Origin of the sequence: Streptomyces sp. NBC_01723, assembly GCF_036246005.1 — a bacterium.
In the GTDB taxonomy this organism is placed as follows: Bacteria; Actinomycetota; Actinomycetes; order Streptomycetales; family Streptomycetaceae; genus Streptomyces.
Genome location: NZ_CP109171.1, coordinates 1,244,663 through 1,265,300, shown reverse-complemented (window position 1 = coordinate 1,265,300; position 20,638 = coordinate 1,244,663). Strand labels below are relative to the sequence as shown.

The window sequence follows — 20,638 nt, the reverse complement described above, 5'->3', positions numbered from 1 at the left end:
TGACGTCCCAGCTGGAGGCAGGTGTGCATGGCGGAGGCGGGCCCGGTGGACGATTCGTTCCCTCACAAGCCGGTCGTCGGGGAGCAGGGTCCCCCGGAGCGGCTCTCACGGCGGACCCTGCGTGACGAGACGCTGCTCGTCCTGGCGCTGTCGCTGGGCGCGAGCGGGGTGTCCGCCCTCATCAGTTTCATCGGCTCGGTCACCCGGCCCGGCGGGCTCAAGGACCAGGCGGCCACCCTCAACGCCTCCGCCGCGCCCGGCCGTCCCTGGCTGGACCTGGCCTGGCAGCTCTTCGGCATCACCACGGCCCTCGTCCCCGTCGCCCTCGTCGCGCACTTCCTGCTCCGGGAGGGCAGCGGCCTGCGCGCCCTGGGCTTCGACCGCACCCGGCCGTGGCCCGACCTGGGTCGCGGGGCCGCCGTCGCCGCCGTCATCGGCAGCACCGGCATCGCCTTCTACCTGGCCGCCCGTGGCCTCGGCTTCAACCTCACGGTGGTGCCCGAGGCCCTGCCCGACGTGTGGTGGAAGTACCCCGTACTGATCCTCTCGGCGGTGCAGAACTCCGTCCTGGAGGAGGTCATCGTGGTCGGCTATCTGCTGCGCCGCCTCGACCAGCTCGGCTGGAGCGCGGGCGCCTCGCTGGCGGCCAGCTCGGTGCTGCGCGGGTCGTACCACCTCTACCAGGGCATCGGCGGCTTCATCGGCAACATGGTGATGGGCGTCGTCTTCGTGTACCTGTACCGCCGTTGGGGGCGCGTGGGTCCGCTGGTGGTGGCGCACTCGCTGCTCGACATCGGGGCCTTCGTCGGATACGCGCTGCTGGCCGGCAAGGTGGGCTGGCTGCCGACGGCGTGAGCGCGCGGGGCGGGGAACGGCGTGCGCGTGCCGGATGACGCGGCGCATGAGCAGTACCGTCCGTCCCGGGTGGCGGGCGCGTGAGACTCCCCGCCCCGTCCCGACGGCCGGTCAGGCCAGCAGTTCGCCCTCGATCACCGTCACCGCACTGCCGTTGAGCAGTGTGCGCTCGCCCCGTAGCTCCGTGCGGACCAGGCCGGAGCGGGGCGATGCCTGGAGCCCCGTGAGGGCGGGGCGGCCCAGTCGCCCGGACCAGAAGGGCGCGAGGGCCGTGTGGGCACTGCCCGTGACGGGGTCCTCGTCGATGCCGACGTTCGGGAAGAAGCAGCGGGAGACGAAGTCGTACCCCTGGGCGGGGTCGTCCGCGCGTGCGGTGGCGATGACGCCCCGCTCGGAGTGGGCGCCCAGCGCCTTGTGGTCCGGCGTCAGGGCGCGCACGGTCCCCTCGTCGGCGACCTCGACCAGCAGGTCGCCGATGTTCGGCCCGGTGTCGAGGACGGTGCGGGGCTCGGCGCCGAGGGCCTCGGCGACGCCCGCCGGGGGCTCGACCGGAGTCAGCGGCGCGGTCGGGAAGTCCAGGGTGACGGAGCCGTCCTCGTGAGGCGTCGCGACGAGGACGCCGCTGCGGGTGGCGAACCGCACCGGGCCCTCGTGGGCGCCGGTGGTGCGCAGCACGTGGGCCGTGGCGAGGGTCGCGTGGCCGCACATCGCGACCTCGGTGGCCGGCGTGAACCAGCGCAGCGCCCAGTCGGCCTCGCCGCCCGTGGGCAGGGGGTGGGCGAACGCCGTCTCGGCGTGATTGACCTCCAGGGCGACCCGCTGCAGTCGGTCGTCGTCCGGGAAGGCGTCGAGGAGCAGGACCCCGGCGGGGTTGCCGGCGAAGGGCCGGTCGGTGAAGGCGTCGACGATTCGGATACGCATGCCCCGACGCTAGACGTCGCGCGGCGCCGCGGGCCAAGGCCAATCGCCGGTCGCTGGACCGGGTTTCACGTGGGTCGCGGGCCGGTGCGGGACATCCGACCGTTCAGCCGTCAGGGCTCGGGAAGCGAAACGGAGGCTTGCTCTGCGATAGGTTCCGATATATCGTTGAGGCATCGCGACAGATCAACGACTGAATGGAGTGATTGCGATGCGTACCCACGGATACGAGCGTGGACATGGTGGACAGGGCCGCGGCGAAGGCGGCCCCTACGGCCGTGGTGGCTTCGACGGGCGGCGTGCGGCCTTCGGTCCCTTCGGGCCGGGCGGTCCCGGTGGCGGCTCCGGTGGTCCGTTCGGGCCGGGCTTCGGTCACGGCGGCCCCTGGGGTGGTCGAGGGCGCGGCGGGCCCAGGGGAAGGGCGCGGAGGGGCGACGTGAAGGCGTCGATCCTGGCCCTCCTGAAGGACCGGCCGATGCACGGTTACGAGATGATCCAGGAGATCGCCGAGCGCAGCGGCGGGGCGTGGAAGCCCAGCCCCGGTTCGGTGTACCCCACCCTCCAGCTGCTGGAGGACGAGGGCCTGATCGCCAGCGAGAGCGAGGGCGGCAAGAAGCTGTTCGCGCTCACCGAGGAGGGTCGCGCCGCGGCCGGGGAAGGCCCCGACGCGCCCTGGGAAGAGGCCTCGCGGGGCGTCGACTGGGAGGCCCTGAACGACATCCGGCAGGCCGGGTTCGGGCTGATGGAGGCGTTCGGGCAGGTCTGGAAGACCGGCAGCAAGGAGCAGCGTGAGAAGGCGCTCACCGTCATCGGTGACGCCCGCAAGAAGCTGTACCTGATCCTCGCCGACGAGGACTGACGGAGTGCCGGGGTGCCCCGCGGAGTGATCCGGGGGGCACCTTCGCGTGCGCGGGCGAAACGGCTTGATCTCATCCGCAAGGAGGAGATTCCGGCCGTGCGGGTCCACTCTGTGTGGGACGCCGAAATGCTCCCCCTCGGGGATGACGCGCACGTCCGGGACTGGTGAGCTGGGAGATGTGCAACCCCGTATCCCCCGGCAGTCGGCCGGCGAGCAGGACGCCCGGCGCCCGGACGGCACCGACCTCGATCACCGGTTCACCGCGGAACTGGCGTCGGCGGTCTCCGGTGCCCGCCGACGGGCGGTGCGGGACGGGGACCGGCAGGTCGACACGGCCCATCTGCTGCACTCCCTCCTGGAATCCGACGGCGAGGTCCGGGCGGTGCTCGGGGACGGGCCCCGGATCGCCCGGCTGCTCGGCTACCTCGTGCAGCGCAGCATCGGCTACGGCCTCCGTTGGCAGAGCGCCGTCGAGGACTCCGGAGCCGTCCCCCTCGTGACCGGCGTCGCCGGTTTGTCGCCGCTGGCCGCGGCGGCCATGGAGGAGGCCGGTGCGCGTGCCGCACGGCGCGGGCACGTCCGGGCCTGTGGTGTCGACCTGCTCGCCGCCCTGGTCGCGGACCCGCAGGCGCGCGCCGTCGAGATCCTGGCCCGGGTGGCCGTCGAGCCGCGCACGGTGGTCGCCGACGTGGACCAGTACTTCGAACCGGCGTCCTGAGCCCCGGGGTTCGGCTGCTCGGCCTCAGGTGCCGCCGGCCCCCGTCCGTCGCCGACCGGCGAACCCCGCCCCCGCCCCGGACGTCCAGTCGGTGAGACAGGTGTCATTGGGGGTGACGGTCATGTCGACCCCTGTCATCATGTGCCGGTGCATACGTCTGACAGCGCTCGCGGCAGCCGCGGCAAGGGGACCGGGCTCGGCCTGGCGCTCGCGTCCGCGGTCGCCTTCGGCGGTTCCGGAGTCGCGGCCAAGCCGCTCATCGAGGCGGGTCTCGACCCGCTCCACGTGGTCTGGCTGCGGGTGGCCGGCGCCGCCCTGGTGATGCTGCCGCTCGCCGTGCGCCACCGCGACCTGCTGCGCCGCCGCCCGGGACTGCTCGCCGGGTTCGGCCTGCTGGCCGTGGCCGGTGTGCAGGCCTGCTACTTCGCGGCCATCTCCCGCATCCCGGTGGGCGTCGCCCTGCTCGTCGAGTACCTCGCGCCCGCCCTGGTCCTGGGCTGGGTCCGGTTCGTGCAGCGGCGGCCGGTGACCCGGGCCGCGGCACTCGGCGTGGTCCTCGCGGTCGGCGGTCTCGCCTGTGTGGTGGAGGTCTGGTCGGGCCTGCGCTTCGACGCCGTCGGACTCCTGCTCGCGCTCGGCGCCGCCTGCTGTCAGGTCGGCTACTTCGTCCTGTCCGACCAGGGCAGCGAAGCCGGTGACGAGGCCCCCGACCCGCTCGGTGTGATCGCCTACGGCCTGCTCGTCGGGGCCGCCGTGCTCACCGTCGTGGCCCGCCCCTGGTCGATGGAGTGGTCCGTCCTCGGCCACACCGCCCCCATGGACGGCACCCCGGTCGCAGCGGCCCTGCTGCTCGCCTGGATCGTGTTCGTCGCCACGGTCCTCGCCTACGTCACCGGCGTGGTGGCCGTGCGCCGGCTGTCTCCGCAGGTCGCCGGCGTCGTGGCCTGCCTCGAAGCGGTCGTCGCGACCGTGCTGGCCTGGGTGCTGCTCGGCGAGCACCTCTCCGCCCCGCAGATCGTCGGCGGCGTCGTGGTGCTGGCCGGTGCCTTCATCGCCCAGTCCTCGACGCCCGCCAAGGGCTCCGCGGAACCGGTGGCGAGCGGCGGGGAGGAAAGGGAGTTGTCCCGGCGGGGAACGGCGGCCTAGGTGTATTGACCCGCAACGTTGTTCACGCGGCTGATTGGTGGCTGGCCTCCGAGTGCGGTGTGGCAGCGGTGGTGGTTGTAGGTGTGGAGGAAGTCTGCCAGGGCTGCTGTTCGTTCGGTGTTGCTGGTGTAGGGCCGCAGGTAGGCCCATTCGTCGAGCAGGGTGCGGTTGAAGCGTTCGACCTTGCCGTTGGTCTGCGGCCGGTAGGGCCGGATCTTCTTGTGGGTGATGCCCGCGGTGGCCAGCGTCTGGGTGAACAGTCTGGACTTGTAGCAGGAGCCGTTGTCGGTCAGGACCCGTTCGACGGTGATGCCGTGAGCAGCGAAGAAGGCGTTCGCCCGCTGCCAGAAGCCGGCGGCGGTCTCCTTGCGCTCGTCGGTGAGGACTTCGCTGTAGGCCAGGCGGGAGTGGTCGTCGACGGCGGAGTGGATGTAGCTGTAGCCGATTACCGGTGTGCAGCTCTTGCGCTCGGTGGTGGTGGACTGGCGGTTGCGGTCACCGGCCGCGCGGCCGACAGTCCGCCATCCGCCGCCGTCGGGGATGTTGCCGAGTTTCTTGATGTCGACGTGGACCAGCTCGCCCGCTCTGGCTCGCTCGTAGCGGCGGATCGGTTCGCCGGTGGGCCGGTCGAGCCAGGCCAGACGGTTCAGACCGTGCCTGACCAGGATGCGGTGGACGGTCGAGGCGTGAAGACCCAGGATCGGTCCGATGCGTGCCGGGCCGAGCTTGCGCCCGGAACGCAGTCGGCAGACCCGGGCCTCGACCGCAGACGGCGTGCGGTGTGGAGTGGTGCGGGGCCTGCTGGAACGGTCGTGCAGCCCCGCATCGCCTTCGGTCCGCCAGCGGCGGACCCACTTGTGGGCTGTAGGACGGGATATACCCATCTCCGCGGCCACGTGCGCGACGGGACGGCCGGACAGGACGCGTTCGACCAGGATTCGTCTGCCGTGAACGGTAAGACGGGCATTACGGTGGGACACGAAGACCTCCGTGTGGTGAAGCCTAGACACCTCCACCACACCGGAGGTCTTCGCCATGATCAAGATCTCGACCCTGTTAACAACGCTCGTGGTCAATACACCTAGGGTGCGGATCATGCACTCCGACGCACTCGTCCTCCCGCCTCCGGCCGCCTGAGGCGGGCCCCTGTGACGAGCCCGGCGCGTGGTCGCCGGGCCGGACGGTGCTGCCCGCAGACGCAGTCCTCGCGCCCCCGGCAGCCCCGGGGCCGCTCCGAACGTCCGCGCCTCGTGCGCGTCTGCGGAGAGAACTCGTGTCGAATGCCGTCTCCGGCCTGCCCGTCGGGCGTGGCCTCCTCTATCTGATCGTCGCCGGTGTCGCCTGGGGCACCGCCGGTGCCGCCGCCTCGCTGGTCTACCGGTCCAGTGACATGGGCCCCGTCGCCCTGTCCTTCTGGCGCTGCGCCGTGGGGCTCGTCCTGCTGCTCGCCGTCCGTCCGTTGCGTCCGCGTGGACGGAGGGCGGCCGTGGCCGAGCCGTTCGCCCGCAAGGCGCGGCGGGCGCTCGTCACCGGTCTCGGTCTCGCGGTGTTCCAGACGGCCTACTTCGCCGCGGTGCAGTCCACCGGGCTCGCCGTGGCGACCGTCATCACCCTGGGCGCGGGGCCGGTGCTGATCGCGCTCGGCGCGCGCCTCGCCCTCGGTGAGCACCTCGGACTGGGCGGTGCCACCGCCGTCGTCGGCGCGCTCGCCGGACTCGTGGTGCTCGTCCTCGGCGGAGGGGGCACGACCGTCCGCCTGTCGGGCGTACTCCTCGCGCTGCTGTCCGCCGCCGGGTACTCGGTGATGACACTGCTCACCCGCTGGTGGGGCCGCCACGGCGGGGCGGACGCCGGCAGCACGTCGGTGGGGGCCTTCGCCGTCACCAGCCTGTGCCTGCTGCCGCTCGCCCTCGCCGAGGGGCTGCTGCCGCACACCGCCGAACCGGTCCGCCTCGGGTTGCTGCTCGCGTACGTCGCCGCCGTGCCGACCGCCCTCGCCTACGGGCTCTACTTCGCCGGAGCGGCCGTGGTCCGGTCCGCCACCGTCTCCGTGATCATGCTCCTGGAGCCGGTCAGCGCGGCGGCGCTCGCCGTCCTGCTGCTCGGGGAGCACCTCACGGCGGCGACCCTGGCCGGCACGCTGCTGATGCTCGGCTCGGTGGCGGGGCTCGCGGTGGCGGAGACCAAGGCGGCACGGACGCGGCCGGCGCCCGCCTGACGACCGGGGGCCGCTCGGTGCGAGCGGCCCCACGGGCGGTCTTCCGGCGCCGTCGGTCAGATCCCGCCGCGCCGTGCGAGGTGCGCCCGGGCCTCGGCGTCGCGCGGGCCGGCACGCTCGGCGAGCCCGACCGCGATCCGGTCCCGGACCTCCTCGGTCCGCTTGCCGGCGTACTTGAACTTCGCCCGTACGCCGGTCACCTCCAGCCGCAGCCCGCGGATGCCGGACAGCAGCCTGCCGTACGGCGCCTCGCCCGCCGCGGCCCGCGCGGAACCGCCGTCCGGCTGGAAGTGGCCGACCTGGCGGTTGAGCAGGTCGGCCTTCTCACCCGGATCGTCCACGACACGGGCGTGGCAGCGGAGCTGGACGGCCGCGTAGAAGCTGGTCGGCACACCGTGCTCGGGCGGCCCCTCCGGGGCGGCCTGCCAGGGGCCGGGGACGTACACGTAGTCGTCGACCACGCTCAGCAGGACGACCGGGTCGGCCTCCAGCGCGGACCAGAGCGGGTTGGGCCGGGCCAGGTGTGTGACCACCTCGCCGTGGGCGCCGCGGGCGGCGTCGAAGGCGAAGTGCAGCGGCTGGACGTGGGGCGGCTCGCCGGGCGGGCCGTTGACGGCGAGCTGGCCGAAGTCGTGTGCCCCGAGCCAGTCGCGCCACTCGTCGTCGTCCCGCGGCGCGTCCCAGGGGTGGACCAGCATCACAGGGCCGACAGGTAGCCGGGCAGGGCGGTGCCGGCGTCGAGGTCCGGGTCGGCGACCGGGGCGTCGTACCCCTTGCGCACCGGGACCAGACCCGCCCAGTGGGGGAGGGCGAGGTCCTCCGGTTCGTCGTTCACACCGCCGGTGCGGAGCTTGGCGGAGACCTCGTTCAGGTCGAGGCGGATCACGGCGGTGGCGGCCAGCTCCTTCTTGTTGGCGGGCCGGGAGTCCCGTGAGCGGCCGGGGACGACGTGGTCGACCAGGGCGTCCAGGGCGGTGCGCCGCTCTTCCGGGTCCGTCACCTCGTACGCCGTGCCGTGCACCACCACCGACCGGTAGTTGATCGAGTGGTGGAAGGCGGAGCGGGCCAGCACCAGCGCGTCCACGTGGGTCACCGTCAGGCACACCGGCAGGCCCGGGTCCGCGGCGCCGGTCATCCGCAGCGGGCGCGAGCCCGTCGAACCGTGTACGTAGAGCCGCTCGCCCACCCGCCCGTAGAGGGTCGGCAGGACCACAGGGGCACCGTCCCGGACGAAGCCGAGATGGCAGACGTAGCCCTCGTCGAGTATCGCGTGCACCAGTTCCCTGTCGTACGAGGCCCGGTCGGGGGAGCGGGTGGGGACGGTGCGGTCGGTGGACGGGTAGGTGGTCGCGGGCTGCGACGGCGTCTGCGCGGTCCCCTGCATGGCGTTCTCCATTGCACTAGTGCATAATGCTGTTTGTGCTAGGAGAGTATCTGATCGCAGGACGGGGCGCAGCGGAGATTTCCGCGAGCGTCGAGCGTGCGGTGGGCTCGGGGGATCTGGAGCCGGGGCAACCGCTGCCGCCGATGCGGGAGTTGGCGGAGCGGCTCGGGGTGAACCCGAACACCGTCGCCGCCGCCTACCGCACCCTGCGCGAGCGCGGGGTGATCGAGACGGCCGGGCGCCGGGGCAGCCGGGTGCGCGCGAAGCCCGCCACCACGGGCCGCGAGTTCATCCGGGTGGAGGTGCCCGAGGGGGTGCGCGACCTCTCCGACGGGAATCCGGACCCGGCACTGCTGCCCGCGCTGGGCCCGGTGTTCGCCGCGGCGGCCGAGCAGGGCGACCGGCATCCGGTGATGTACGGGCATGCGGCCGTCACCGCGGAACTCGCGGGCGTCGCCCGCGCCGAACTGGACGCCGACGGTGTGCCCGACGGGCCCGTGGTGGTCACGTCCGGCTCGCTGGACGCCATGGAACGGGTACTCGCGACCCACCTCAGACCCGGCGACGCCGTCGCCGTGGAGGACCCGGGCTGGGGCAGCCTCCTCGACCTGGTCCCCGCGCTCGGACTGCGCACGGTCCCCGTCCGCGTGGACGACGAGGGACCGCTGCCCGAGGACGTACGCCGGGTGCTGGCGGCCGGCGCCCGCGCGCTGGTCGTCACGGTCCGCGCGCAGAACCCGACGGGCGCGGCCGTCGGCGCGGCGCGCGCGGCCGACCTGCGGTCCGTGCTGAGCGACCATCCCGAGACCCTGCTGATCGAGGACGACCACGGCCACCGCATCGTCGACCTGCCCCCGCACCCCCTCGCCGGTACGACCCACAGCTGGGCCTTCGTCCGCTCGGCGGCCAAGGCCTGCGGGCCCGACCTGCGGCTCGCCGTGTTCACGGGGGACCCCGTCACGCTCGACCGGGTCCGCGGCCGCCAGCGGCTGGGACCCGGCTGGGTCAGCCATGTCACCCAGCGGGCCGTGGCCCTGCTGTGGGCGGGCAGCGCGGTGGACGCGCACGCGGTCGCGCCGGTGTACGGGCGGCGCCGGGACGCGCTGCTCGCCGCCCTCGCGGACCACGGGGTCGCCGCGCACGGCCGCAGCGGCATGAACGTGTGGATCCCGGTGCCGGACGAGACCGGTGCCGTCGCCCGGCTGCTGCACGCCGGCTGGGCCGTGGCCCCCGGCGCGCGCTTCCGCGTCAGTGCCCCGCCGGGCATCCGGATCACGGTCTCGACGCTGTCCGAGGAGGACATCGGCCCGCTGGCGGCGGCGGTTGCGGCAGCGGTGGGGCCGGGGGCGGAAGCCTCGCGGAGCTACGTCTGAGACGCGGTGGTCCGAGGGCGCTCCTGGAGCCTCGTGTCCTCGCGTTCCGGGACCGGGGCGACCGTGGGCGATCCGGCGGCCCTGGGCCGCGACTGGGTCAGCGCCGCCCCGGCGAGGACGACGACCGCGCCGACCGGGGTCGACCAGGACAGCGACTCGCCGAGGAGCGCCACGCCCGCCGCGGTGGCGATGACGGGGGTGAAGTACGTGACCATCTGGGCCGTCGTGGGTCCGACCTCCGCGACCAGGTCGTACTGGATCAGGAAGGCGAGCCCGGTGCCGAGGACGCCCAGGGCCGCGACCGACAGCACGGGAAAACCGGTCGGGACCGAGGTGAACAGCGGCGTCACGACCGCGAGTTGCAGCGTGGCGAGGCCCAGCTGGGCACCCGTCAGTGAGAGGTGGGAGTGGCTGGAGCCGGCCAGGGTGCGGCGCACGTAGATCCAGCCGACCGGATAGCTGAGGGAGGCCAGCAGCGCCAGGGCGGTGCCCGTGACGTCCAGTCCGTCGAAGCCCTGCCAGACGCCCAGCACCGTCAGGACGCCCAGGAACCCGATGCCGAGCCCTGCCACCCGGCGCCGCGTCGGCCGGTCCTCGGAGAGGGCGACCAGCGACAGGGCCATGCCCCACAGCGGCGAGGTCGCGTTGCAGATGCCGGCGAGCGACGACGGGATCGTCAGTTCCGAGAAGGCGAACAGCGAGAACGGCAGCGCGTTCAGCAGGAACCCGGCGACCGTCAGATGCACCCAGGTCCAGACACCGCGCGGCAGCCGCTCCCGCTTCACCGCCATCGCGGCCGCGACCACCGCCGTACCGAACGCCAGCCGCCCCAGCGTGACCTGGAACGGGGCGAAACCCTCCGTCCCCACCTTCATGAAGAGGAAGCTGAAACCCCAGACGAGGGAGAGAAACCCGAAGCGCAGCCGCCAGTCGAGGACGCGACGGGCCGCGGGCGAGGACGTACCACTGCTGCTCATGCGAGCAACGATGGAACAGATCCTCCTCGTAGCACAATCGAGATTTCGCACCGAGTATCTCGTAGTGTTGCTTACATGTTGAACCTGGAGCGCCTGCGCACCCTCGACGCCCTCGCCCGGCACGGTTCGGTGAGCGGCGCCGCCGCCGGTCTGCACATCACCACCTCCGCCGTCTCCCAGCAGATGGCCAAGCTGGAGCGCGAGGCCGGACAGCAACTGCTGGCCAAGAACGGGCGCGGGGTGCGGCTCACCGACGCGGGCCGACTGCTCGCCGAGCACGCGGCCCGCATCCTCTCCCAGGTCGAGCTGGCCCAGGCCGACCTGGAGGCGCAGCGCGGGCAGGTGGCGGGCGAGCTGCGGCTGTCCGCGTTCCCGACGGCCGCCCGCGGGCTCTTCCCCACGGCTCTCGCCGCCCTGCGCACCGAGCACCCCGCGCTGCGCCTGCGCTCCTGCGAGCTGGAACCGGAACGCGGCATCAACGGCGTGGTCCGCGGCGACCTCGACCTGGCCGTCGTCCTCGACTGGTACAACAAGCCGATGCCGCTGCCCGACGGCCTGGTCAAGGCGCCGCTCCTCGACGACCCCGCCGACGTGGCCATGCCGGCCGGCCACCGGCTCGCGGGCCGGGACGAGGTGGACCTCGCCGAGTTCGCCGAGGACGAGTGGATCACCTGGGGCGAGGGCGAGTTCTGCCACGAGTGGCTCATGTTCACGCTGCGCTCGAAGGGCATCGAGCCGATCGTCGGGCACCGTGCCGCCGAGACCCACACCCAGCTCGGTCTGGTCGCCGCGGGGCTCGGCGTGTGCATCGCGCCCCTGCTCGGGCGCCAGCCGATGCCCGCGGAGGTCGTCACCGTCCCCTTGAAGCAGCGGGTGCGCCGGCACGTGTACGTCGTGTGGCGCGCGGACGCGGACCGCCGCCCGTCGATCCGGGCGGCGGTGGACGCGCTGCGGGCGACCGCGGCGAAGGTGGGACAGGCGGACTGAGTCCGCCACGGTGAAGGCCAGAGCCGACGGAGTCCGCTACGGCGACGCCAGCTTGCGGAAGTCCCAGCTGACGACCTTCTCCGGCGTCAGCCGCAGCCAGGCGTGCCGGCCGTCGTGGGGCATCTCCTCCAGACCGAAGTTCTTGCGGGCGAACAGCGTCTCCGGGAAGTCGAGTTCGGCACACAGCTCACCGGTGCGCGGTGCCTCCCCCACGAACTCCACCCGGCCGGACAGCTCCGCGCCCCGCAACTCGTCGTACTCCTCACCGGTGTCCACCACGATCGCCACCCGCGGGTCGCGCCGCAGATCGGTCCAGCGCCTGCTGCGCACGACCGAGTACAGCCACATCGAGGCACCGTCCCAGGCGAACCACAGCGTGCTCACGTGCGGGGCGCCGTCGGCCGAGACCGTGGCGACCCGGCAGGTGCGCTGGGTGGTGAGGAACGCCTCCAGCTCGCCGGGGGTCATCATGATCTTCCGGCCCCGGCGCTGGGCCGCGGTCATCCGGCCAGCTGGATCGAGTCCCCGCTGACCGTGATCTGCACGGCGGGCAGCGGCTTGGGCGCCGGACCGCTCTGCACGCTGCCGTCGGTGATGGAGAAGTTGCTGTTGTGACAGGGGCAGTTGATGACCCCGTCGGACACGCTCTTCACGGCGCAGCCCTGGTGGGTGCAGGTGGCGGAGAACGCCTTGAACTCGCCCTTGGAAGGCTGGGTGACCACGACCTTCTGGTCGGCGAAGACCATCCCGCCGCCCTCGGGGATGTCGGCGGTCGCCGCGAGCGCGGCCCCCGCTCCCGCGTCCTCGCCGCCGCCCGCCTCCGCGGACGGGGAGCCCGAGGAAGCGCTGCCGGTGTCGCTCGACGCGTCCTCGTCCGAGCCTCCGCACGCCGCCAGCACGGCGGTGAGCCCCGCCGCTCCGGCCGCCGCCACGACGGTACGACGGGCCGGTCCGGCGGCGGGATGAAACGATGCGCTGGTCATGCTGGGGTTCCCTTCGGGGGGATGCGTGATGATCTGCCGAGAGGTACGGCCCCGTGGCACGTGCTGTTCAGACCGTGCGGTGATGCTGTCGGTTCGGCGGTCGGGCGGGCGTAAAACACGGCTGTCGATTCGCTGTCGACGGGTGGCTCAGAACGCCGCCGGGGGATTCACCGCTGGTCGGCGGTGTGCGCCGGTGGCGACACGGTCACGGAACCGGACGAGGGGATGGTGACCCGGCGGCTTCGGTCACCGAGGACGACGGTGGTGGTGCGGCCCGGGGCACCGTGCAGGGTCGCGGTGGTGACCTGCCCCGCCTTCCAGGCCACGTCGACCGTGAAGCCGCCGCGTACGCCGATCCCGGTGACCGATCCGGTGGCGGCCCAAGCGTCCGGGAGGGCGGGGAGCAGCTCGACGCGGCCCGGGCGGGACTGGACCAGCATCTCGATCATCGCCACCGGTGTGCCGAAGTTCGCGTCGATCTGGAGAACGGAGCTGCCTCCGAACGAGTACATGTCGAAGAAGTTGCCCGCCGTGCCGTTGCCGAAGTCCACGGACGGCTTCATGACGGTGAGCACGCACTGGTACGCCTTGTCGGCGTGCTTCAGCCGTGCCCAGCACATGGACCGCCATGCGGTGGCCCAGCCGAAGCTGTCCATGCCGCGCGCCTCCAGCAGCCTGGTGGCACCGCCGACGAGCGAGGCGGGGGAGTCCTGGAGGTTGACGCGGTCGCCGGGGAAGAGGCCCATGTGTGCGGACAGGTGGCGGTGCGTGGTCTCGCCGAGGTCGTCCTCGCTCATCCACTCCTCCAGCCGGCCGCTGCCGGCACCGACCCCGGGCAGGTGGAGCTTCTTCCGGAGACCGTCGACCGTGGCGGCGTACGCCGCGTCCCTGCCCAGCTCGGCGGCGGCCTCCCGGTAGTTCTCGAACAGCTGCCAGACCAGTTCCTGCGCGTAGGTGATGCCGCGGGCGTTCCGCGGGCCGTGCTCCGGTGACCAGTCGTGGTCGTCGACGAGGACCTCTCGCCCCGCCACCGTCGTCGTGATCAGTCGCGCTTCCCAGAACTCGCAGGCGCCCTTCAGCAGCGGGTAGATCTTCGCCAGGTCCGCGGGGTCCTGGGTGTACTCGTAGTGCTCGTAGAGCGAGTTGCACACCCACGCGTTGCCGGCCGGGTGCCACCACCAGCCGTTGCCGCCCCAGACGTTGGTGGAGATGGCGAGCGTCCAGCCGGCGACCTTGCCGGAGGTGTTCCGGAAGCCGTTGCGGGGGTCCTGGAAGAGGGCCTCCGTGGTGGCCCGCCAGCCCGGCAACTGTGCCACGCAGTAGTCCGTGAAGGCGTCGAAGCACTCGGGCAGCCCGGCCCGGTCGGGCAGCCAGTAGTTCATCTGGACGTTGATGTCGGTGTGGTAGTCGCTCATCCACGCCGGGGTGTTGCTGTCGAGCCACAGGCCCTGGAGGCCGGTGGGCAGGCCGTCCCGGGAGCCGCAGATGGTCAGGTAGCGGCCGAACTCCAGGTAGGAGGCCTCCAGCTCGGGGTCGGGGGCGGCGCCCGCCGCGGCGCGGGCGGCGAGCCGGGCGGGGGTCTCCATGGCACGCTGGGCGGCGCTGGAGCTGCCCAGGTTCACCGTCGTCCGCTTCTGCAGCCGCTGGAAGTCGGCGACGTGGCCCGCGAGCAGCGCCGATCCGCCGGCCCCCGCGGCCCGGGCGGCCTTGTCGCGGGCGACGGTGAGCGGAACGAGGTCAGCGTCCTTGTACTCGACGGACGCGTCCGCCTTGTAGTTGGTGCCGCCCGAGACGACCAGCACGACCTCGGCGCAGTCGCTGAAGGTCACCTTCGTGCCGGTCGCGGAGACGGTGCCGCCCTCGCTCGCCGCCTTCACGACGGTCGCGTACCTCAGCGAGTTGGTGAACGTCGCGGCGAAGGACGCCTCGGCGGCGCCCGCGTCGGCGGTCACCTCCTCGTCGCGTGTCCCGGCCAGCGTCAGGGAGCCGGTGTAGGAGCCGCCGCCGCTCTGGGACAGGCGCACCACGACGACGTCGTCCGGGTGGCTGGAGAACACCTCGCGGCGGTAGGTTACGCCGCCGGACTCGTAGGTGGCGGTCACCAGTCCGTTGCTCATGTCGAGCGTGCGGCGGTAGTCGCCGACGGCGGCGGTGGTGTGGGCGGGGATGTCGACGTACGCCTTGGCCAGCATGCCGAAGGTGCCGAAGTCCTCGGTGCCGTAGGGGAACTGGCCGTCGGACTGCAGCGCGGCGTTGGCGTGTCCCGTCCACAGGGTGGCGTCGGCGAGGACCAGGACGTCCCGGGACGGGTGGCCGGTGACCAGGGCGCCGAGCCTGCCGTTGCCGATGGGCAGGCCCTCCTCGATCACCTTCTCCTCGGCGCCCGGCTTCGTGTACCAGAGGGTGACCGCCTCGCTCTCCGGCACCAGCGAAGCCGCGCCGGAAGGGCTGTCGTCGGCGGCGGGGGAGGGGGTGCGGGAGCGATCGGACATGGGGATGCGGCTCCTTGCGAGGGGGAGGACGGGGGACTCCGCGACAGGCGGCAGTGCAGCCGGACGGATGGGGTGCTGTCAACACCTCCGACGCGATTCCTATAGGAAAAATCAAGATGGCTATCCTGATCCGCTGTGCTTGCCTGGTGTCTTCTCTGTCCCCGAGTTGGGATCTGAGGCCGTTTCCTATTTGATCGACGGCTGGGGATGGAGGGAGGGCGGACGCCCTCACATCGTTAAACTGCTGATGGCCCCAGCCCCCACCGCACCGACCAGTAGGAGACCCGGATGCCGGCGCACGACCCGTCCGTCCCGCCGGTCCGTCAGGTTCTGTCCGACAGTGTCTACGAGGACATCAAGGCCAAGGTCATGGACCACGAGATCGCTCCGGGCGCCCGCGTCGGCATCGAGGCCCTGGCCCGTGAGCTGGACGTCTCACCGACCCCGGTGCGCGAGGCGCTCGCCCGGCTGGAGTCCGACGGGCTCGTGGTCAAGCGCTCGCTGTCCGGGTACCGGGCGACCGAGTTGCTCACGCGCCAGGGGGTGGAGGAGCTGTTCGAGATGCGGCTGCTCCTGGAGCCGCGCGCCGCGGCCCTGGCGGCGCACAACGCCGAGGAGAGCCAGCTCGACGCCCTGGAGGCCACGCTGGAGGGCATGCAGGCCCACCCCGGGCCCACCGGGCCGTACGCCTCCTACCGGGACTTCGCCGCGCTGGACCAGCGCTTCCACGACACCGTCGCGGAAGCCGCCCACCGGCCGCTGCTCGCGGACGCGGTGGAGCGGCTCCACACGCACCTGCACATCTTCCGGCTCAGCAACGTCCAGGACATCCAGGAAGCGGACGATCCGACCCTGGGCGAACACGAACGCATCGTGCGGGCGATCCTGCGCCGCAGGGCCGAGCACGCCGCGGAAGCGATGGCCGAGCACCTCGACCGCAGCCTCGAACGCCAGCTGAGCCGGTTCGACGAGGAGTGAGAGGAGGGACCGGCACGCCGGTGCGGCCCCTCCCCGTCACCCCGGGTGTGCGCCGGGGACGCGGTAGACGCGCCGAGCGGTGCCGGACCACACCTCGGACCGCTCGGCCGGTTCCAGTGCGGCGGTGAGCGTCCGGGCCGCGTCGACGACCGCGCCGTAGCCCCCGGCGAGCGTGCTCACCGGCCAGTCGGAGCCGAACATCAGCCGCCGGGGGCCGAAGGCGTCGATCACGGTGTCGGCGTACGGCCTGAGGTCGTCGGCCGTCCATGACGACCAGTCGGCCTCGGTCACCATGCCCGAGAGTTTGCACACCGTGTTGGGCAGTGAGGCCAGCTCCCGTACCCGCCCGGCCCAGGGTTCCAGTGCCCCGGACGCGATCGGCGGCTTGCCGAGATGATCCAGGACGAAGGTGAGGCCGGGCACCGAGGCCGCCGCTCGCGCCGCGGCGGGCAGCTGGTGCGGCAGCACCACCAGGTCGTAGACGAGTCCGGCCCCGGCGACGGCACGCAGGCCGCGCAGGACCTCCGGGCGGGTCAGCCAGTCGGGGTCGGGTTCGCCCTGGACCTGGTGGCGGATCCCGCGCAGGAAGTCACCACCGGGCAGTGACCGCAGCGCGTCGAGTGCGTCGGCGACGTCCGGGGCCGTCAGATCGGTCCACCCCACGACCGCCCCGATCAGGTCGCTGTGCGCGGCCAGGGAGAGCAACTCGGGTGTCTCCTCGGCGACGTTGACCGTCTCCACCAGCACCGTGGCGGTGACCCCCGCGGCGCCGGCCGCGGCCGCCAGGTCGGCGGCGACGAAGGAGCGCCGCAACGGGGCGAGCCCGGGGCCGTCGAGCCACTCCTGGTCGCGCGCGGCGAGATCCCACAGATGGTGGTGGGCGTCGATGACGGTCACCCCGGCCTCCCATCCAGCACCGGCTCCGGCACCGGCACTCCGCCGGCCAGCAGGCCCTGAGCCCGCAGACCGTCCCACACGGCCCCGGGGGCGGGCCCGCGGACCTGTGCGACGGCGTCCACGACCTGGGCCGCCGAGCGCGCACCGACGAGGACCGACGCGACCGCCGGATGCCCGAAGGGGAAGCGGAGCGCGGCGGCCCGCAGCGGCAGTCCGTGCGCCTCGGTCACCGCGCGCATCCGCACCGCCCGGTCCAGGAGGTCCGAGGGCGCCGCCGCGTAGTCATACGTGGCGCCGGGCGCGGGGTCGGCCAGCAGCCCGGAGTTGAACACACCGCCGACGATCACGCTCTTGCCGGCGGCGGACGCGGCCGGCAGCAGCGTCTCCAGGGCGCCCTGTTCCAGCAGGGTGTAGCGCCCGGCGCAGAGCACCGCGTCGACGTCCGTGTCCGTCAGGAACCGGGTCAGCATCCGGCTCTGGTTCATCCCCGCGCCGATCGCCCGGACGACCCCCTGCGACCGCAGCTCCTCCAGCGCCGGGTACGCCTCCCGGAAGGCCTGTTCACCGTGCTCGTCGGGGTCGTGGAGCAGGACCAGGTCCACGCGGTCCAGCCCGAGGCGGGTGAGGCTCTCCTCCAGTGAGCGGCGTACGCCGTCGGCGCTGAAGTCCCACCGGCGCCGGTGGGACGCCGGTACCGCGAAGCCGTTGGCCCGGTCGTCGCCGCCGCCGTCGTGCGGTTCGAGTACCCGGCCCACCTTGGTGGACAGGACGAATTCCTCCCGGGGCCTCGTCCGCAGGGTTGCGCCCAGCCTGCGCTCCGAGAGGCCCAGACCGTAGTGCGGGGCGGTGTCGAAGTAGCGGATGCCCGCGTCCCAGGCGGCCTCCACGGTGGCCGCCGCCTCGTCCTCGCCGACGGCCTCGTAGAGTCCGGCGATGGCGGCGGCACCCAGGCCGAGGGCGGTGACCGGCACGCCGCTGCCTCCCAGGAGCGCCGCCCTCACCGTCCCTCCGGGCGCAGCCGGAGGCCCTGCATGCCGCCGTCCACGGCCAGGGCCGTGCCGGTGACGCTCGCGGCGGCCGGGCTCGCCAGGTAGGCGATGGCCGCGGCGACCTCTTCGGCGGTGACCAGACGGCCCATGGGCTGGCGGGCGTTGAGCGCCGCCCGCTCGGCCTCCGGGTCGGGCGCCCGGTCCAGGAGACGGCCCACCCAGGGAGTGTCCGCCGTGCCGGGGTTCACGCAGTTCACGCGGATGCCCTCGCGGACGTGGTCCGCCGCCATGGCGAGGGTGAGGGCCTGGAGCGCGCCCTTGCTGGCGCTGTACAGGGCCCGCTGCGGCAGGCCGGCCGTGGCCGCGATCGAGCAGGTGTTGACGACGGCGGCGTGCGCGGAGGCACGCAGGAGGGGAAGAGCCGCCCGGGTGGTGCGGACGACGCCGAGGACGTTCACGTCCAGGACCCGGTGCCACTGGGCGTCGTCGTTGTCCTCGACCGTGCCCGTCGCGCCGATCCCGGCGTTGTTGACCAGGATGTCGAGGCCGCCGAGCTCGTGGGCCGCGGCGGCGACGGCGGACCGTACCGAGGCGTCGTCGGACACGTCGGCGGCGTAGCCGCGCAGGGGTTCGTCCACGGCCGACGGGTCGAGGTCGAGGACGGCGACGTCGGCACCGCGCGCGGCCAGCAGGACGGCGGTGGCCCGGCCGATGCCGGAGGCGCCGCCGGTCACCAGGGCCTTGAGTCCGGACAGTTCGCTCATGAGGGGGTCCCCTTCTCCTGTACGGCGAGGTCGGCGGCCCAGAAGACGCCGTCGGGATAGCGGTAGGTCGCGATGGACTCGGGGTGCATCCGGGACGAGAAGCCGGGCGCGGTGGGCGCCGTGTAGTGGCCGTCGGTGATGACCACGGGGTCGTCGAAGTGCTCGTGGAGGTGGTCGACGTACTCGATGACCCGGTCCTCGGTGGTGCCGGACAGGGCGACGAAGTCGAACATCGAGAGGTGGCGGACCAGTTCGCACAGCCCGACTCCGCCGGCGTGCGGGCAGACCGGGACGCGGAACTTGGCGGCGAGCAGCAGAATGGCCAGGTTCTCGTTGACGCCGCCCACCCGTGCCGCGTCGATCTGGAGGACGTCGATCGCCTCGGCCTGCAGCAACTGCTTGAAGACGATGCGGTTCTGCACATGCTCGCCGGTGGCGACCTTGACGGGCGCGACGCCCCGGCGCACGGCCGCGTGACCGAGGATGTCGTCGGGGCTGGTGGGCTCCTCGATCCAGTACGGGTCGCTGTCGGCCAGTGCCCTGGTCCACTCGACGGCCTCGGCGACGTTCCAGCGCTGGTTGGCGTCGATGGCGATGCGGATGTCCGGGCCGACCGCCGCACGGGCCGTGCGCAGCCTGCGGACGTCGTCGGCGAGGTCGGCACCGACCTTGAGCTTGATCTGCGGGAAACCGTCGACGACGGCCTGCTTGGCGAGCCGCACCAGCTTCTCGTCGGAGTAGCCCAGCCAGCCTGGGGAGGTGGTGTACGCCGGGTATCCGCGTGACAGCAGCAGGGCTTCGCGTTCGGCGGCGCCCTTCTTCCCCTCCCGGAGCAGGGTCACGGCCTCCTCGCGGGTGAGGGCGTCCTCGATGTAGCGGTAGTCCACCTGGTCGGCGAGCCACTGGGGCTCCGCGTCGGCGAGGAGCCGCCACACCGGCTTGCCGGCCCGTCTGGCCGCGAGGTCCCAGACCGCGTTGACCACGGCGCCGACGGCCATGTGCATCACGCCCTTCTCCGGGCCGAGCCAGCGCAGTTGGCTGTCACCGTTGAGGGCCCGGCTCACCGTTCCCGGATCGGCGCACACCTCCTCCACGGACCGGCCGACGACATGGGGGCGCAGCGCGGTGACGGCCGCCGCCTGCACCTCGTTGCCGCGTCCGATGGTGAAGGTGAAGGCGTGCCCCTCGAGACGCCCCCGCGGGCCGTCGTCCGCGTCGGTCCGCAGGACGACGTAGGCGGCCGAGTAGTCGGGGTCGGGGTTCATCGCGTCCGAGCCGTCCAGCTCACGCGAGGTGGGGAACCGGACGTCGACGACCTCGACGTCCGTGATGCGGGCCGCGGGGTGGGTCTTCATCGCCGTCCTCACGCGTCCTCGAAGGTCCGACGCCGGCGGCCGAGACCGCCGATCTCCGGCTCCACCGTCTCACCGGCCCGCGCCTTGGACGGGCCGGTCGGGTTGAACGTCTCGCACGACTTGCCCAGGTCCCACCGAGGGGACGGCTCCAGACGGACGTCCCGTTCGTCGGCCAGGACCGCCGGGACGGCCAGGACGGCCGGGACGGCCGGGCGTTCGGCGCAGGTGGCGCCGAGGCGCAGCAGCTTCACGTGTTCTCCTCGCGGTCGCGGCACGGGCGGTGCCGCGGGGTCGGTGCGGTCGGGCTCGGCAGGCCGGGTGCGCTACTCCATGAGGTAGACCTGCGTCATGGACGCCCACCACTCGCCGGGCGCGGCCTCCTCGACGGGGTGCTGACAGGGCGCTGTCCGGCGCCACCACTCCTGGGTGGCCGGGTCGTCGGCCATCAGGGCGAGGTCCGCCGCCAGGTAGGCTGCCCCACTAGAATCAAATAGGATTTCGTTGCCCGCGATGCTGGGGCAGTGGTGGCGGTCACGTCAAGGGTCGTACCGGAGCGAGTGGCTGCTCGACTGCGTAGAGTCCCGATTTTCGGCCGATCGTGTGCAGATCGAGGTGGAAGGTGAAGGTCGGGTGATGGCGCGTGGATGAAGCGGCCCACTCGCTGTTCGCGACGGTGATCGCGTCAGATCATATAGAACAGAGGGGGCGAGGTCGTGGATCGGCCGATGCCGTTCCCGAGGGGAGA

General features: G+C 72.8%; 22 protein-coding genes. 8 read left to right on the top strand and 14 right to left on the bottom strand.

Going from position 1 to position 20,638, the window contains the following annotated elements:
- Positions 1-27: 27 nt before the first annotated feature.
- On the top strand, positions 28-855 hold the full coding sequence (locus OIE75_RS06065; protein WP_307010315.1) for a CPBP family intramembrane glutamic endopeptidase: 828 nt from the start codon (positions 28-30) through the stop codon (positions 853-855).
- A gap of 111 nt (positions 856-966) precedes the next feature.
- On the opposite strand, the gene OIE75_RS06060 is transcribed toward OIE75_RS06065, so the two are convergent.
- Complete coding sequence (locus OIE75_RS06060) at positions 967-1,776, bottom strand: PhzF family phenazine biosynthesis protein (protein ID WP_307010312.1); 810 nt, start codon at positions 1,774-1,776, stop codon at positions 967-969.
- Positions 1,777-1,984: 208 nt separating this feature from the next.
- Here OIE75_RS06060 and OIE75_RS06055 point away from each other — a divergent pair, with 208 nt between their 5' ends.
- The 3 genes from OIE75_RS06055 to OIE75_RS06045 all read left to right on the top strand — a co-directional run bounded on the left by OIE75_RS06055 (position 1,985) and on the right by OIE75_RS06045 (position 4,496).
- Complete coding sequence (locus tag OIE75_RS06055; protein ID WP_329469844.1) at positions 1,985-2,632, top strand: PadR family transcriptional regulator; 648 nt, start codon at positions 1,985-1,987, stop codon at positions 2,630-2,632.
- A 178-nt stretch (positions 2,633-2,810) separates the two neighbouring features.
- Positions 2,811-3,350, top strand: a complete 540-nt coding sequence (locus OIE75_RS06050) for a Clp protease N-terminal domain-containing protein (RefSeq protein WP_329469842.1) — start codon at positions 2,811-2,813, stop codon at positions 3,348-3,350.
- Positions 3,351-3,491: 141 nt separating this feature from the next.
- A complete protein-coding gene (locus OIE75_RS06045) occupies positions 3,492-4,496 on the top strand; it encodes an EamA family transporter (protein ID WP_307010306.1) in 1,005 nt (334 codons plus the stop codon).
- On the opposite strand, the gene OIE75_RS06040 is transcribed toward OIE75_RS06045, so the two are convergent.
- Positions 4,493-5,476, bottom strand: coding sequence for an IS481 family transposase (locus OIE75_RS06040; RefSeq protein WP_307017759.1), 984 nt, complete (start codon positions 5,474-5,476; stop codon positions 4,493-4,495). The genes OIE75_RS06045 and OIE75_RS06040 overlap by 4 nt on opposite strands.
- A gap of 293 nt (positions 5,477-5,769) precedes the next feature.
- Here OIE75_RS06040 and OIE75_RS06035 point away from each other — a divergent pair, with 293 nt between their 5' ends.
- A complete protein-coding gene (locus OIE75_RS06035) occupies positions 5,770-6,714 on the top strand; it encodes a DMT family transporter (protein WP_307010305.1) in 945 nt (314 codons plus the stop codon).
- A 56-nt stretch (positions 6,715-6,770) separates the two neighbouring features.
- Here the strand turns inward: OIE75_RS06035 and OIE75_RS06030 are convergent, their stop codons facing one another.
- Entirely contained in the window at positions 6,771-7,412 is a 642-nt protein-coding gene (locus tag OIE75_RS06030) for an FMN-binding negative transcriptional regulator (RefSeq protein ID WP_307010302.1), read from the bottom strand.
- On the bottom strand, positions 7,412-8,098 hold the full coding sequence (locus OIE75_RS06025; protein WP_329469841.1) for a pyridoxamine 5'-phosphate oxidase family protein: 687 nt from the start codon (positions 8,096-8,098) through the stop codon (positions 7,412-7,414). Before OIE75_RS06025 ends, OIE75_RS06030 begins: the two co-directional genes overlap by 1 nt.
- A 35-nt stretch (positions 8,099-8,133) precedes the next feature.
- Here OIE75_RS06025 and OIE75_RS06020 point away from each other — a divergent pair, with 35 nt between their 5' ends.
- On the top strand, positions 8,134-9,471 hold the full coding sequence (locus OIE75_RS06020) for an aminotransferase class I/II-fold pyridoxal phosphate-dependent enzyme (protein ID WP_329469840.1): 1,338 nt from the start codon (positions 8,134-8,136) through the stop codon (positions 9,469-9,471).
- On the opposite strand, the gene OIE75_RS06015 is transcribed toward OIE75_RS06020, so the two are convergent.
- On the bottom strand, positions 9,462-10,448 hold the full coding sequence (locus OIE75_RS06015) for a DMT family transporter (protein WP_329469839.1): 987 nt from the start codon (positions 10,446-10,448) through the stop codon (positions 9,462-9,464). The genes OIE75_RS06020 and OIE75_RS06015 overlap by 10 nt on opposite strands.
- A 75-nt stretch (positions 10,449-10,523) precedes the next feature.
- On the opposite strand from OIE75_RS06015, the gene OIE75_RS06010 reads away from it, so the two are divergent.
- Positions 10,524-11,435: a LysR family transcriptional regulator gene (locus OIE75_RS06010; RefSeq protein WP_307010297.1), complete on the top strand. Its 912-nt coding sequence runs from the start codon at positions 10,524-10,526 to the stop codon at positions 11,433-11,435.
- A 36-nt stretch (positions 11,436-11,471) separates the two neighbouring features.
- Here the strand turns inward: OIE75_RS06010 and OIE75_RS06005 are convergent, their stop codons facing one another.
- The 3 genes from OIE75_RS06005 to OIE75_RS05995 all read right to left on the bottom strand — a co-directional run bounded on the left by OIE75_RS06005 (position 11,472) and on the right by OIE75_RS05995 (position 14,910).
- On the bottom strand, positions 11,472-11,939 hold the full coding sequence (locus OIE75_RS06005; protein WP_329469838.1) for a pyridoxamine 5'-phosphate oxidase family protein: 468 nt from the start codon (positions 11,937-11,939) through the stop codon (positions 11,472-11,474).
- Complete coding sequence (locus OIE75_RS06000; protein WP_329469837.1) at positions 11,936-12,418, bottom strand: Rieske (2Fe-2S) protein; 483 nt, start codon at positions 12,416-12,418, stop codon at positions 11,936-11,938. Before OIE75_RS06000 ends, OIE75_RS06005 begins: the two co-directional genes overlap by 4 nt.
- A 167-nt stretch (positions 12,419-12,585) precedes the next feature.
- A complete protein-coding gene (locus OIE75_RS05995) occupies positions 12,586-14,910 on the bottom strand; it encodes a glycoside hydrolase family 95 protein (RefSeq protein WP_329469836.1) in 2,325 nt (774 codons plus the stop codon).
- Between the two features lie 288 nt (positions 14,911-15,198).
- Between OIE75_RS05995 and OIE75_RS05990 the strand changes: the two genes are divergently transcribed.
- A complete protein-coding gene (locus OIE75_RS05990) occupies positions 15,199-15,888 on the top strand; it encodes a GntR family transcriptional regulator (RefSeq protein WP_307010290.1) in 690 nt (229 codons plus the stop codon).
- A 36-nt stretch (positions 15,889-15,924) separates the two neighbouring features.
- Here the strand turns inward: OIE75_RS05990 and OIE75_RS05985 are convergent, their stop codons facing one another.
- The 6 genes from OIE75_RS05985 to OIE75_RS05960 all read right to left on the bottom strand — a co-directional run bounded on the left by OIE75_RS05985 (position 15,925) and on the right by OIE75_RS05960 (position 20,360).
- Complete coding sequence (locus tag OIE75_RS05985; RefSeq protein ID WP_329469835.1) at positions 15,925-16,785, bottom strand: amidohydrolase family protein; 861 nt, start codon at positions 16,783-16,785, stop codon at positions 15,925-15,927.
- Positions 16,782-17,786: an aldo/keto reductase gene (locus OIE75_RS05980; protein ID WP_329469834.1), complete on the bottom strand. Its 1,005-nt coding sequence runs from the start codon at positions 17,784-17,786 to the stop codon at positions 16,782-16,784. The genes OIE75_RS05985 and OIE75_RS05980 overlap by 4 nt, the downstream gene beginning before the upstream one ends.
- Positions 17,783-18,538: an SDR family NAD(P)-dependent oxidoreductase gene (locus tag OIE75_RS05975; protein ID WP_307010284.1), complete on the bottom strand. Its 756-nt coding sequence runs from the start codon at positions 18,536-18,538 to the stop codon at positions 17,783-17,785. The genes OIE75_RS05980 and OIE75_RS05975 overlap by 4 nt, the downstream gene beginning before the upstream one ends.
- Positions 18,535-19,893, bottom strand: coding sequence for an enolase C-terminal domain-like protein (locus OIE75_RS05970; protein WP_329469833.1), 1,359 nt, complete (start codon positions 19,891-19,893; stop codon positions 18,535-18,537). The genes OIE75_RS05975 and OIE75_RS05970 overlap by 4 nt, the downstream gene beginning before the upstream one ends.
- Positions 19,894-19,901: 8 nt before the next feature.
- Entirely contained in the window at positions 19,902-20,144 is a 243-nt protein-coding gene (locus OIE75_RS05965; protein WP_329469832.1) for a hypothetical protein, read from the bottom strand.
- A gap of 72 nt (positions 20,145-20,216) precedes the next feature.
- On the bottom strand, positions 20,217-20,360 hold the full coding sequence (locus tag OIE75_RS05960; RefSeq protein WP_443078443.1) for an L-rhamnose mutarotase: 144 nt from the start codon (positions 20,358-20,360) through the stop codon (positions 20,217-20,219).
- Between the last annotated feature and the right edge of the window lie 278 nt (positions 20,361-20,638).